Here is a 14,105-nt window from a genome sequence, read left to right as displayed (position 1 = left end):
CCTCACCACGGTGTGCCTCCAAGAGCCCGGGCACGGGCCTTCGAGATGAAGTCACCCTCGGAGATGACCCGGACGCCGTCGCTGCGGCCCTGCATCTCCCGCCTGAGGTCGTCGACATAGTGCTTCTGCTCAAACCGGTGCTGGGGCAGGATCAAGAACCGATGCCGTGCCCGCATGCGCTGGTCCCATTTGAACGATCGCCCCAGCATCGTCGCGCTCGTGCAGTCCTTGGCGTCCCCAGCCCACCACTCGGACCGATCCGGATCATCCGGCGCGGCCGGATCGCGGAACTCCACGGCGACGTCGCAGGCGTCCATGCCCGGCCACTTGTGAAGCCGCGCCCGACCTTCCGGGAGATGCCCGAGCGCATCGAACAGGCGCTTTTCCACCAAGCCCGGGTCGTGCATGCAGGCCCGCACGCCGCGGTGCTGCACGTAATAACCCTCCAGCACCTTGAGCTGCCTGATTACCGGAACCCCGGTACAACCGGGCGTCCCGCACATCTCAACGCCCTCGTGCAGGGGGTTGCCGCAGTCGCTGCAGACTCGGCAGGACGCAGGCCCGCCGGTCTTGCGGTACTGGTAGGCGGCGTCGAAGAAGTCCCGCACATACAGGCGACCGTGACGGTCCACCTCCTTGAACCGCCCCGTGAGCTTGTTCAGCTCGAGGTCGGATACCACCGGGGTCTCGATCAGGAACAGTCGCAGCGCCACATAGGCCTGCTGGACCTCCTCCTCCGTGCGCCCGTGCAGCTCCGCCGTAGCCTGCAGCTTGGCGAACGCCCGATTCTCCGTGAGCTCCGCCTCGGCATCCGACCTGGGCGCGAGCCGGGCCGCCTCATCCGCGAACGCCGACAATTCCTCGCCATCGATCAACAGGCTCTCTGCGTCGCTGTCAGAGACATCCAGTCGCACAGGCCAGCCCCCCAGCGGCAGTCGGCACCAGGCGAACACCTCCATGTCGCTGATCGGCGGACTACTTCCCTGCTCCAGCGCACGCCACCACAACCGTGTCACACCCGTGCGCCACGCTTGCGGGAGCAGGCCGGTCGTGGGCTCCGCCCCTTCACGGACGCGCTGGCGCTCCCACAGGATCCGTGCCAGGCCGGCCGCCAGCAGTTTCAACGTCATGTAGTCGTCGGCGATGTTGCTGCCGACCTCGGCCAGCCGCTCGTGGGCTGCCTGGTGCACCGTCACCCGCGCACCGTACACACACACTTACGAACAGCAACGTTTCTGTTGTTGCAGGTCACCCCGTGGAGTGCTGAGACATGAATGTGCAAGGGTGAGTGTGGTAAAGCGACGATGGCCGAGCCTGGTCCACAGCAGCGGCCGCTTCGCTCTGTCACGGTTCTGGATGCTCGCCGCAATGACGTGGACGGTCAGGGGCAGGCCGAGACTATCGGTGACGATCAACCTCTTGCGGTCCTTCAGCCGCGGGGACCGTGTCGGCAGTGCGGACGGATTGCGAGTCGATCAGCCCCGCGCTCGGCTCCGTGTGGCGGCCGCCAGCTTCATGGACCCTGCGGTTTGAACGGGCTCCACCAGGGCGACTTGGGTTCGAGAGGTGGTTGCAACTGCTCCGAGCCGGGAACTCCCTGCGCGCCATCGCCCGGGACCCGGCCACGATTAGCCGGGAAATGCGCCGTAACCGCAACCCAAGCACCGGCAAGTACCGCCCCTTCCAGGCCCAGTGCCGGGCATCCGTGCACCGCGCCCGTTCCAAGGAGGGGAAGATACGGCCATCTTCAGCGCCGACGACCTCGCCTTCGTCGCCGCCGAACTCAACAGCCGCCCCCGCAGGACCCTCGGCTGGCAGACCCCCGCAGACCTCTTCGCAACACTGGAATGATCACTGTGTTGCGATGATCGCTGGAATCCGCCCCTCACCGCCCTGCGCACCCGCGCACTGCTCGGCGTCGCCAGTGACCTGCTCGGACACATGTCCGACGAGCGATTCGGCTCCGCCGACAGCCTCGACATCATCAGCCGCACCTCCAAAGTCGCTCACCCCCCAAACCGACTGTCCGGGGGAGAGAAATTCCAGGCATCGCTCGCCTTGGCCCTGGCGCTTGCTGAACTGCATTCCCCCAGCGGGCCGGCTCTCGGCTCCCTGTTCCTTGTCGAGGGCTTCGCAGCCCTCGACACCACCGCACTGGACTCGGCCCTCGAGGTGCTGCGCACCCGGGCCGGCAGCGACCCGCCTTGTCATGGTGATCAGCCACCTGCACGCCGTCGCCGAGGCCGTCGACGACGTGCTGTTGGCGGAGCGAACCGCTGCCGGGTCATCCGCCCGCTGGCTCACACCGGACGAGCGCGAAGAACTGGCACAGGCTGATCTGGCCAGCGGCCTGCAAGCACTGGCACGGTAGTCCGGCCACATCGTGCGGTGTTCCGCCCGGGCAGCCTCCGGTTCGCTACTGCGCCCGGGATGCTGGCTCGGCGCTTCAGCGGTGGCGCAGCCGGGCCAGGAGCCTGCGCCAGCGCCGCCACCGGCGCGGTTGGAATTCCCGGGCGGCGGGTTCGGGATCGGGCGCCAGACCGGCAGCTGCCGGGGTCTGGGTGGAGAGCTGGGGAATCTGGTCCGCGGCGGAGATGGTGCTGTCGGGGGAGGTGGCGGTGCCGGCGGGAAGCGGGAGGGCGAGCTGCTGCGGCCGGGCGGGGACGAGCCGGGTCTGCTGCTGGGAGTAGCGTTCGCGGGCCTTGCCGCGCCGGTATGCCTCGCGGCCGGACTGCGCTGCTTCCAGGTCGGCCATCGCGGTGACCGCGGCGCCCAGCAGGGCGGGGGCGGCCAGGGCGCGCAGGGGCAGGGGCAGCAGGCCCCACCAGGCGGCGCCGTCGGTGGGCCTGGGCTGGCTGATCTTCCAGTCCCGCTGCCAGGAGGCTGCCGATCCGCTCCAGTCCTCTCCGGCCCGGGGCGGGTAGGTGATCGGGTGGCTGCCGAAGGGCAGCAGCAGTGTGCCGTTGTCGCGCCAGGCCAGGACGAACTGGGCCTGGGCCTGGGCCAAACGCCGCTGGCCGGAGGTGGGGATGATCTTGTCGATGCGCTGGTCCTGCCGGCGGCAACGGACCCGGACTTGGCCGGCCGATCGGTAGTGGGCGCCGTCGTGGCGGTCGAACATGACCCACTGCCGCGTCGCGGTGTCCCGGCTGGCCAGGATTCGGTCGACCTGGTGGTCGCTCAGCTCGCCGTGGGGGAGGTGGATGACGCCGGCGCCGGAGGAGGTTTCCAGCCGCAGCGCTAGCACCGGCATCACGTCCGGCTCGGCGGTGGCGGTCACCGTCACCCAGATGCGCACTCCGGGCGCGGCGGGAACGAGGTACTTGGCGAGCGCCTGGGCGTCGGCGACGGCGGCACGCACACGGGCTAGGCGCTCGGGGCTGGCCGGGCAGCGGTCGATCTCGTGCCGGGTGTGACGGAAGCGGGCGGTGAAGTCAGTGTGATCGCGGGGCCCGCACAGCTCCAGCACCCGCCCGCACGCCAGACAGCTGTAGCGGCCGGAAGCGCGCCCGCGCGGCAGATCGCGGACGCTGTCCGGCGCCTGGCGAAGGTCGACGAGCAGGCCCATGGCGGTGTCAACGGCTATGTCCCCGTGCCTGGGGCGCGGGCGGCGGCGGGCAGGGGGCACGGCGCGGGCAGAGCGGCGGACGGCGGAGGAACGGCGGCTCGCAGCGGCGGCGGTGCGCATAAGTCAGCTCCCGGAAACGGCGGTTGGGGTTGAGCGGTACGCCTTGAGCCTGCGGCGGCCGGGAATTGTCCACACCACCGACGGAGGGTTCACGCAGGTCGACTCTGGACATTGCTTGGTATGTCCAGGACAAATAAATGCGCTGATGGGGGCATGGATGGCGGGTGAGGGAAAGAGGGGTCGCAAACCGGCTGCGATCCGGGCGGAGACGCCCCAGGCGCGGGCGTTAGCCGAGTTCCTCCGGGAACTGCGCGAGAAGTCCGGCAAGACCTACGACGACCTGGCCAAGGAACTCAGCTGGTCTCGCTCCAGCATCGGCAACCACCTGTCCGGCACGGTCCCGACGATGGACGTGGTGCTGAAACTGGTCGAGGCCACCGCCCCAGCCGGCCAGCTCGATGCGATGAAGACGCGGGCCCTTCGGCTGTGGGAACGGGCGACCAACCCGCCTGCCGGAGACCTGGCCGTGCGCCAGCCGCCGCAGGGTGCCGCGCCGGCCGCCGTACGGTTCATCGCCGAGGGCCGCGGACGCCTGTCCCAGGCCGATGCCCACAGCCACCGCCTGGCACAGGACCTGGCCACCGCCCAGGAACTCGTGGTTCTGCTGACCACTCTCAACGCCCAGCTGAGGGTCCAGATCGAGCAGCTCGCCGCCGTCTCGCCGGAGAGCGAGAACGCCGACCAGGCCCAGGAGAAACTCACCCGCGCCATCGAGCAGCTCAAGCAGACCGAACAGGACCTCACCGAAGCCCGCCAGGCCCGCAACGAGGCGGAGAAACTCGCCGCCACCGCCCGCCACCGTTGCCTGGAACTCGAAGAAGAACTCGCCCTCCTCCGCCTGGTTGGCCCCGACAAGGAAGAGGCCGCCGCACCACAACCGGAAGAGCACGCCCCGGACTTGGACCAGACGGCATTCCTGGCCGACCCGGCCCAGGCCCTGCGCACCGCCCGCATCCTCCTCGACCAGGGCCACGCGCTGCGCACCGAAGTGGCCGGCCAAATGGGACTGGCGGCCACCACCGCCGCCACCGACATCACGGTGCGGCGCAGCGAGCGTTGGCACGCCGCCACGACGCTGCTCGGCCGCACGCTCGGCTGCCTGATCGCCGCCGCCGGCGCCTCGCTCCACCTGGTAGCTCTTGCCGCGCACGCCCCCGGCTGGATCGTGATCACCGACCCGGTCGCCCTCTCCGGGCTGGTCCTGGTCGCCGAACCCTGGCACCTGATCACGCGCCTGTGGCCGTGGCTGCGCGCCGCCGCCCGCAGCGAACCCCTGCCTCGACCGCTGCCCATCACCTACGCCACGCTCGCCCCCCGCGCAATGCGCTGCCTCACCGCCGCCCTCACCGCCGCCGGCGCCGCGGCGAGCCTGCAGGCCGGCATCTCCTGGGGCCCGTGGTGGTGGCTGCTCACCGCGCCTTGGACGATGCTGTTTTTCTCGATCACTGTCGTGGGCTACGACCCGGCTCTGCGGCGCACCACCCGCGCAGCCCTGGCCGACCTCGCCGCCGACCTGCGCGCACCCAACCTGTCCCCGAACCATGCCGCCGACCTCGCCAAGAAGCAGCCCTGGCTGCGCGTGATGGACGCGCAGTGGATCGACCGCCGAGCCGACGAACTCCACACCGTACTGTCCGGCAAATGGCGTGAGGCCCCCGCATGGATGTGGATCTGCCTGACCCCGATCGTCCTACCCGGCCTGTACGGCATCGGAGTTGGCCTCGCCCAGGCCGTCGGAGCTCTCGACCTCGGCCACCACGCCCGCCTGGCGGTGCGCACCCTCGACGAACCGGTCACCCGGTTCCTTCACACCCACACTGCCGGTCTGCCGCTCACCCCCGGGACGGGGCACGCTCTGTGGATCGGTCTCGGCATCCTGGCACTGGTGCTCTCCACGGTCGTGCGAGCCTTCGCGGCCAGGCTGACGTGGGTGCTGTGGGGGGTGGGCACCGTCGCGATGACGTGGTTGGGGACCGGACAGGCCGCCCGGGGCACCGCGGCCGGCCTGGTGGCCGTCATCTGGGGGCTGGTGTCGATCATCGCGCTGAATGGCGTCGGACAGCGACCCCGGATCACCACGATCAACCTGTTCGGCGATGTACGCGCGGCCATGCAGCCTGAGAAGGACACAAGCGCGGAAGAGACCGGTGCTGGAGAGAAGGCCGCCCGCGAGTGAGGTGGGCATGTATGCATCAACGGCCACGGCGGCCCCAGGTGCCGGTTGAATCACCCCGCGGCGTCGCCCAGCCAGCAGATTCATTCCCCGTCGCAGACTTGCCCAGAAATGGCAGGAGTGCCGTGCGAGGATACGAGTCGTGGCGAGGCGGAGCGGTGCGGTGGTGCGGTCGTCGGGGGAGGTGCCGACGAGCCTGCGTGTTCCTCCTGCGGGCGGTGTTGCGCCACCGGTCGCCACCAAGGCCGACTATCTGCCGCTGGATCAACTGCCGTGGCCGGATGTGGAGAGGCTGTTTCTGCGGCTTGCCGAGCGCGACGGCCGCGCCGAGTACGCCGAGTTGTACGGGACGGCAGGGCAGGGACAGGAAGGCATCGACCTGTTCGTTCGCAACACCCGCGCTCCGGCTACGTCCGCCGGCACTGATCCCGGCCGCCGCTACACCACCTTGCAGTCAAAGCGCGTGGCGACGTTGACACCGGCGGACATCATCAAAGCGGTCGACAAGTTCCTGGCCGGTTCCTGGGCCAGTCGCTCGGAAGTCTTCATCTACGCCACCACTCATGCCCTGCGCCTCACCACGCTGGCTGAGGAACTTGAGCGCCAGGCGGACAGGCTGCACAAGGCGGGGATCCGGCTCGAGCGCTGGGGACACGAGTCGGTGAGCGAGCGGCTACGGCACTTGCCCGAGATCGTCGACGACTTCTTCGGCCGCTCCTGGGTGGCCGAGTTCTGCGGTCCCGAGGCCGCACAGGCTCTGGCGGGTCGGCTGCCGGGCCAGGATGTGGTGGCATTGCGCGCGGGCCTGCGCAGCCTGTACCGGGCCTCCTTCGCTCTTCAGGACACAGGGGCGGTCCTGATGGCTCCGGCCGTGTCCGCGCACCCGCCGAAGCCGCTTGAGTACGTCTTGCTGGACATCACCGACAGCGGTGGTGAGTTCTTCGGTCGTCCGCCGGGCACTGTGGGCGAGCAGCCCCTGGCGGACGAGCGCCGAGACGGGCACGGTCTGCCCAGCGCAACAGGCCCGGGTGCAGCAGGAACAGCGGAGAACGAACAGGTCGTTGGCGGGGACGCCCCCTGGACCTACCGTGACGCCGTACCCGCCGTGGACCGCTTGCTGGAGCGCGGCCGGGTCGAGGACGAGCTGGGTGGTCTGGAGGTGACCCGCAGCGCCTGCGACGAGTGGCTGGCCGACGGCGACCTTTCGGTCGTGGCCGGCGGGCCAGGGGCGGGAAAATCCAGTCTGCTTCGCTTCGTGGTGTCCGATCTCCTGGACGACAGGCCCCGTTCGGCAGCCCTGGCTGCGAAGTTCGGCTCGCATCTGCCGGTGTGGTTGCCGTTTTCGTTTCTGAGCGAATACCTCAAAGGGGACGCCGAGCGGTCGGTGGAGTCCGCTGTCCGGGCCTGGCTCACCCGCTACTCCGCGCAGCACCTGCACGATCTGGCGGCGCGGGCTCTGGACGATGACCGGCTGCTGCTGGTCGTCGACGGTCTGGACGAGTGGACCGACGAGGACAGCGCCCGCCCCGCCCTGACCCTCCTGGAGAACTTCGTCCGCAGCCGCAACGTCGCCGCCATCGTCTCCAGCCGCCCCTATGCTCTGCGTCGGCTGATGCCTGTGGCGGGATGGCGGGTGGGAAACCTGGCGTCGCTGTCTGTGGCACAGCAGCGGAGCATGACACGGGCTGCCTTCGCCAGGGCCGTGACCGCCGAGCCGGCCGCTCCCGCAGGCGAACAGAACGCAGGACAGGTCGCGCAGCGCCTCATGGATGAGACCGCCGAACGCTTCCTGGACGAAGTCAAGGCCGTGGCCGACCTCAAGGCGCTGGCCGCCGTTCCGCTGTTCCTGCTGATGCTGGCCGGGATGTGGTCCAGCGGCCCGCTGCCCACGCGACGCATGGAAGCCTACCGGCGGCTGGTCGACGTCCTGCTCGAGCAGCATCCGGCCATCCGGCGGCGCGACGTTCGCCGGCCAGCGGGCGGACTGGACGCCCGGGACATCCGCCAGGTGCTGGCCGCTGTCGCCTACGAGCTGCGACAGGCCGACACAGGACCTGCCGCCAGCATCCGGGTGTGGCGCGTCGGCGTGGTTCGGGCACTGTGCGATGACGACCTGTTCGGCTACGACAGTGCGGAGGCCCGCCGTCTGGCACCGCAGATCATGGAGGTGGCCGAAGGAGATCTCGGCATTCTGCTTGCCCAGGGAGCTGGCACTTTGGGCTTTGCCCACCGTGCTGTCGCCGAGCAGCTATCCGCCGAGCACCTGATGACCCTGCCCCTCGCCGACCAGCAGGCCGTTGTCCGATCCAGGGCGGGAAGCCGGTCTTGGCGGGACGTGCTGCTTGCGTTGCTGGCGGGGCAGGACCGCCCGAGCGACGCCGCCGAACTCCTGCAGACGGCCCTCGACGCAGGCCCGAAGAACTCGGCGGCGGAACTGGGCGGCCACGAGCTGGCCGCGGAGGCCCTGGCCGCCGGTGTGCGCATGCCCCATCGGGAGGTCACCCGCCTCGCCCTGCTGCTCTGCGCCCGCGTCGAGCAGCACCCCTGGATGCCCCATCGGGCACGTCTGCTCGCCGCCCTCACCGGTGCCCTGGCTGAACCCACTGCCCGCCGAATCTTGCTGCCCTGGTTCGCCCGCAAGACCATCGCCACCACTGACGAGCCGAACGCCTACTGGTCATTGCGCCGCGTAGACATCGCCGTACCGGACGCTGAGACGATCCTCCTGCAGGCACTGCGCCACCCCTCCGACGCTGTCAAGCACGCCTCGGCAAAAGCCCTCGCCCAGCGCATGGCAGGCACCGATGAAGTGGCACAAACCCTGGCCGTCCTGACACGCGAAGGAAGCGACACCACCATCCAGGCCGCCGCGCTCGAAGCACTGGCCACCGGCTGGCCCGGGCATATCCAGACGACGGAACTGATCTCCTGGGGCCTGCGCCAGGGCGCCATCGGCATCCGGGCCGTCGCACTGCGCGCGCACCGAGCCCTGCTACGCGATACCCCCCAAGGCACAGAGCCCTACGACGAGAACGACCGTCAGTGGCTGCTCAGCCTGCTAGAGCGGGACTCGGTGGGGGACACCCTGGACCGGGTCACCGCAGAGATGGTCAGTGACGCAGCCCAGGGCGACGAATCCGTGCGAGACCTCTGCCTTGCCATCCTCTCGGGCACTCCCGGCCGGCCCGGCACCCCTGGATGGAGAGAGCTCGCCTGGTGGGTGCTGCTCACCGCATTTCCGCACGATGCGAAGGTCGTCCAGTGGGCGGCGCGCACGATCGCCTCTAACGACTACTTGGCCTACCCCCTGGCCCACGCGCCAGCCGCTTGGGCAGATGAGCCTGCCATCCGTGAAGCTGCTCAGACCCGCATCCTGCACGAATCCTTCCACTCGGTAGACAACAACGCCTTCCACCTGACCAGGCTGGCCCGCACCACCCCCGTCCGTGACCGCTTGATCAGTGCCCTCGACGCATCTTTCGGTACAGCCGCGGCCGCCCGGGCTCTGCAAGAGCACTACGGCGACGACGCCCTTGCCCAAGAAGCACTGCTGCGCAAAATCAACGGTCCTGCCGACGAAGCCGTGTCCTTCGTCGAGGTCGTGGCCAAGGTCCTGGGTCCCGCAGGCAGCATCGATCGCCTGATCCAGCTGATCCAGCAGAGCCCCCGGCCAAGCGGCGTCGAGCACGCCATCTCCGCCCTCGCCAGCCTCTGGATCGACTGCAAGAACGCCGTACGTGGCGAACCGTCTCCCGTCCTGTCCGCTCAAGCCGAACAAGCTCTGGAACACCACGACGCACAGGCACTTGCCCGCGTCTGCCTTGATGCGGTGCCGACAGAGAACTTCGGCACCGCGCGCGGCTGGATCATCGGAGCATGGCCCGAAGTCCCCGAAGTCCTGAACTACGCCCGCCAGTGTCTCACCGGCGCAGATCCCGAAGTCGGCCCAGCTCTCATCGGCTATGGCCCGCTCACCAGCCCGCAGGCCGCACAGATCGTCACCGAAGCCACGGCCCTGCTCAATCCTCTGCCGCCCGCTCTGCGCGCGCTGATCGCCCAGCAGCTCACACAGCGCGGCATCGACACCGAGACCGTGACCGACCTGCTCAAGGAATGGCGCCACGACACCTCGAGCCCAGTCCGCCGGGCCGCCGCGACAGCACTGGCCCGTGCCCTCGCCGTCACCCCGGTCACGGGGTCCAGTAGCGACGGCGCGACACCGGAAGCCACCACAGCACACCCCGGCTGGCAGCAGGCACGGGAGAGGCTGCGCGCCGAATGCCGTCAGGAACTGATCTCCTACGATCTGAACACGGGCGACGACCGCCGACGCACCGCCTGGGTGATCATGCTCCTGCTCGGTGATGTCACTCTTCTGGAAGGTGTCGTCGAGCGCAGCAACGGTCGACCCGCCTCCGTTGAATTCGACGATTCCCTCTCCGGCCCTGACCTCCAGCTCACCGAACTAGTCGCAACCCACTGGACCGGGCTTCAACAACAGTGCGGCAACCGGCTGCCCGAGCGCCTGGCCGGACGGCTCAGCCGCACCCCTCCGGACCTCACCGAGGTATGGGCCACGCTGGCGACCGTTGCTACCCGGCACCCCGAAGTCGACCGCGCACTGGGCGATGCCGTGCGCGCCGACCCCGAACTCCTGCGCGACAAGAATGTGTTTGCCTGGTACGCCGACACCAACCCGGACGATCCAGGCCTTCTCCACCAAGCAGTCCAGGCGGCCCGGACCGACAACGACCCCCAACCCGTGCTCCACGTGGCGGGCAAGCTCCACCCGCTCGACGCCCATCAGCATGAACTGCTGGAACTCCTGACCAGCTCACCAGGCAGAATGCCGCCATCACAACTGATCAATGACGACGACATCGACATGGCCGTCACCGGCTGGTGTCGCATCGCCCTGGCCCGCCTCCTGCCGGACGACCCACACGCGCACAGCCTCTACCGCGCCCTGAAACAACACCTCGCTGGCACCTACCGAATCGACTGGACCTGGCCCGAAGCCATCGCCGTGACGATCAACCTCGCCCCGGCGGCCCACGTACCCCACCTCACCCTGCGCATCGCCGAACGACTCCAGCGCCGCGATGCCGACTTTGCCGCGCCCGCACTCATCGAGGCAACGGCCCACCGAATCCGCCGCGACCCCCGAGCCGAACAAGCCATGATCGATGCCATCACCAGCCCCGACACCATGGACACCAGCGTCGCCCCATGGCACCTCCACGGGCGTACGTACACTTCTGGCCCCAGCCGACCGGCCCACGAGCAGATCCTGCTGGCTGGCATTCTGGCCACCGCCACCGGGCTGCCCGCCGACGTCGCAGCGGCCCTGGCGCCGCTCGCCGACAACGACAGCGTCCTGCACGACAACCCCCTGATGACACCGAGGCCGATCAGGCTTGCCGTCCTCGATCTCCTCGACGCCGTTCGCTGAACGCGCGCCCTCGCCCGCCCGCCTCCCTCCTCGGCCTCGCCCTCCGGGACGACCCTCATGCAAGATCGAGGCTAGAGAGAGGCTAGAGATAGCGGATTAGGGCCACGATCGCGGCCCCGATGAAGGCACTCCCCAGCATGAGTGGAGCGATCACGATCTGTGCCAGAGCGGACTTTGCCGCATCCCTCAGGGACACCTGCTCTCCCCGCCCGTGCCCTTTACGCCAGATTGCCCAAGTCCGGTGCCACACCAGGCCAGCGATGAAGCAAAGCGGCTGATTTTTCACCATCACGCCGATCAGCTTGTCGCCGGTTTTCTTCACTGGCTTGGCGTCTTGGTCGGCCAGCAGTTGGGCATCGCTTTTCGTCGTCAGATCCGCCAGGCGCTTTCGCATCCGTTCAGTGGGGCTATCCACTTCTTCGCCAGGCAGTTCCTCGGCAGCAAGGATCGCTTCGTGAAGGGTCCTCTCCTCTTGCCTGTCAGCCTCGTCCGGGAGCAGCAGGGGCAGCAAGTAGTGGGCTGCGTCTAGACGACCCCAGACAAAGTCTGACTGCCGCCACTCCTTGTTGATGAAGGCACCGAAGTGGCGGAACCGGATGCCGTAGAGCTTCTTGTCGCCAAGGCGCGCCGACCAGTCCTCGTGGAAGAGCGGCCCCATGTCGTCAGGCCCCAGCCGTAGGAACTTGAACTTCGGCGTTAGATTGTCGATGACCTTCGCAGGCGGCGCGAATGCTTGGGTGAGCACTTCTACCGTCAGATAGGCGGAAATCACGTCCTCTTGCTTCCGATAGTGTGGGCCCGGTGTGGTCTGTTTGAGAGTGCGGAGGAAGCACGTGGCCGCCTCGTTAACGAGTCGGCCGACCACCTCCGGCACGTTCAGCTCGTTGAATACCTGATCGGCCAGTAGGGCCGCCTGCATCTCGCCCAGTCCGCCGTCCAGGAGATGTCGACTACCCAACTCAGTCCTGACTGCTTCCCTGACAGCAAGTGCCTCACGGAGCCGGGTGCTGATGTTGGCAGTCCCTTCGACGAGCACCGCCTGCTTCTCCGGTGAGAGATTCGGCGCGCGACCGTGCGTGGGCCTAAGGAGTTCATGCAGGTAATGACCAAGGGTCTGCAGGAGCCGCTCGGCAGTGATGATTCCCCACGGCCAGTGGTCGACGTTGGGATCGCTGAGCTGCTCGTCCCCTGGGGGAAACCAGGAGAGCGGCCGATCGAGGATGTCAGCGATTGCATCGTCGTCCATTTCAGGCAGAGGCGCGAGAGAGGTCACCGCTCCTGTGCTCGTGTACCCGACCACTGGGTCCAGCAGGACGGCGTTGACGCGGCTTCGCCGGTACTCGTCGAGCAGACTCTGGGCGGCTTCCTGCATCTGTTTTCGGTGCTGCGTGCCGGTATCAGTGACGAGGCGTTCGAACAGACTCTCGCGGGTGCCGCGTACGCTGGTCTGAACCCGCTGGCCGATGTCCTCAGTGCCGGAGCGGAGATCCACCTCCTGTGGGTAATTCAGAGCGCTCAAGCCCACGACGCCGGGGTGAATTTCGTGGCAACGCTGCTGCGTGACCTTCTCATCTTCCAGCCGCGCGGCGGAGGGGACGACGAAGACGAGGGCGCGTTCCACCGGCCGCCTGGTGACGCGGCGCTTCGTGATTTCGTCGAGGACAGGGCTGAACGGCGCGTTGTTGAGTACGCCGCCGTCCATGACGCAACTTGCTGGGTCTCCGTATGTTGGGTCGGGGCGCACGCGATGGTCCAGCAGGGGGAGCTCGCTGACGGGTTGAAAAGCGATCGGGAAGCTAGCGGTGGCGCGCGCGGCCCGTAGCAAGGCGAACTCGTTGATGGAGGCGAAATGCTTGGGTTCATCCGGCCCGAACTTCCACGTACCATTCTCTTTCCTGTACCTCTGGGCGCCCCCTCCAGGCCGCTGGTTCTTGAAGCGGTACACACGCCGGTGGTCGCGAACATCGAAGTGCTGGTCGAAGCTGTCCTTGAAGGCGCGACTCTGGCCGTCTAGTGCCGTCGCCGTGAGGAACAAGGTGATCGTCTCGGTGTCGGGCTCTGGCATTTCCGGGACGGCCGCGAGGGCCTCGCGGATTTTGTTCTCGAGTGACTGCCCGCTGAGGACGCTCTCATCGGAGTCTGAGGCCTGTGGCAGTAGGGATTCGAGCGAGGCCGACCTCCACATCTCCCGAAGGTCTGGCAAGGCCGATCCACGACCGATCGCGGTGGCCAGCAGCATGCCGTTGAGACCGCCGGCCGACGTTCCTGAGATGACGTCAATCCGTACTTTCTTGCGAGCATCGTTTGCCAGTCGCTTCCAGAGTTCGAAGACCTGCCTGTCTTCAACCGCCACGCCTTCTGCGTCGTCACCACGGGACGCGCGACGCAGTAGGTCGAGCTCATGGGCGACACCTCCCATCCAAACTGCAAGGCTGACACCGCCGTTCATTACCAGGGCGAGCCGGACTTCGGTCGTTTGAGCGTCAGCCACCTGCACACGATCCATCTCGTCCGCGGCTGGCGTGCAGCGGAGTGGGAGGAACCTCATGATGGCTGCCTCGCCACTCTTTCTCCCGGCCTGACGTCGTGGCCCACGCGATGCTCCTTGGTTAGTTCGCCGCCCTCCCCCGGTTGCGACGATTGCAGCTCCTCGTGCGGCCCGCGATTGCACGGGACCGCAGTACGCCCGAACGGAGGTACTCAGGTTGAATCGGTGATGTCCGGGCGGTCGTGACGAGTGGTGATCCCTGCGGTACGACGGTCTCATGCGGTATGCGCAAGGGGGCGGGCTG

7 protein-coding genes and 2 pseudogenes are annotated in these 14,105 nt (G+C 68.1%); 5 read left to right on the top strand and 4 right to left on the bottom strand.

The window, feature by feature from the left end; genetic code table 11:
* Window positions 1–2: 2 nt before the first annotated feature.
* Window positions 3–1,196: a hypothetical protein gene (locus tag ABZ855_RS44525; RefSeq protein ID WP_360818480.1), complete on the bottom strand. Its 1,194-nt coding sequence runs from the start codon at window positions 1,194–1,196 to the stop codon at window positions 3–5.
* A 380-nt stretch (window positions 1,197–1,576) separates the two neighbouring features.
* Between ABZ855_RS44525 and ABZ855_RS44520 the strand changes: the two are divergent.
* Window positions 1,577–1,690 (top strand): annotated as a pseudogene (locus tag ABZ855_RS44520) (IS30 family transposase); the annotation flags it as partial.
* Window positions 1,691–1,851: 161 nt separating this feature from the next.
* On the opposite strand, the gene ABZ855_RS44515 reads toward ABZ855_RS44520, so the two are convergent.
* Entirely contained in the window at window positions 1,852–2,085 is a 234-nt protein-coding gene (locus ABZ855_RS44515) for a hypothetical protein (RefSeq protein ID WP_360818562.1), read from the bottom strand.
* Between ABZ855_RS44515 and ABZ855_RS44510 the strand changes: the two are divergent.
* Both ABZ855_RS44510 and ABZ855_RS44505 read left to right on the top strand, forming a co-directional pair.
* Window positions 2,059–2,121: pseudogene (locus ABZ855_RS44510) on the top strand (hypothetical protein); the annotation flags it as partial. The gene ABZ855_RS44515 and the pseudogene ABZ855_RS44510 overlap by 27 nt on opposite strands.
* Window positions 2,122–2,209: 88 nt before the next feature.
* A complete protein-coding gene (locus tag ABZ855_RS44505; RefSeq protein WP_360818559.1) occupies window positions 2,210–2,371 on the top strand; it encodes a hypothetical protein in 162 nt (53 codons plus the stop codon).
* A gap of 75 nt (window positions 2,372–2,446) precedes the next feature.
* On the opposite strand, the gene ABZ855_RS44500 is transcribed toward ABZ855_RS44505, so the two are convergent.
* Entirely contained in the window at window positions 2,447–3,688 is a 1,242-nt protein-coding gene (locus tag ABZ855_RS44500; RefSeq protein WP_360818477.1) for a hypothetical protein, read from the bottom strand.
* Window positions 3,689–3,845: 157 nt separating this feature from the next.
* Between ABZ855_RS44500 and ABZ855_RS44495 the strand changes: the two genes are divergently transcribed.
* Window positions 3,846–5,864: a helix-turn-helix domain-containing protein gene (locus ABZ855_RS44495; RefSeq protein WP_360818474.1), complete on the top strand. Its 2,019-nt coding sequence runs from the start codon at window positions 3,846–3,848 to the stop codon at window positions 5,862–5,864.
* Between the two features lie 181 nt (window positions 5,865–6,045).
* Window positions 6,046–11,313, top strand: a complete 5,268-nt coding sequence (locus ABZ855_RS44490) for an NACHT domain-containing protein (RefSeq protein WP_360818471.1) — start codon at window positions 6,046–6,048, stop codon at window positions 11,311–11,313.
* Window positions 11,314–11,395: 82 nt separating this feature from the next.
* Here ABZ855_RS44490 and ABZ855_RS44485 read toward each other — a convergent pair whose 3' ends face one another.
* On the bottom strand, window positions 11,396–13,819 hold the full coding sequence (locus tag ABZ855_RS44485) for a DUF3376 domain-containing protein (RefSeq protein ID WP_360818468.1): 2,424 nt from the start codon (window positions 13,817–13,819) through the stop codon (window positions 11,396–11,398).
* Window positions 13,820–14,105 lie beyond the last annotated feature (286 nt).

This window comes from Streptomyces sp. NPDC047042 (assembly GCF_040644035.1).
GTDB lineage: Bacteria > Actinomycetota > Actinomycetes > Streptomycetales > Streptomycetaceae > Streptomyces.
The sequence above is the reverse complement of the archived record's forward strand: the minus strand, read 5'-3'. Positions and strand labels throughout refer to the sequence as shown.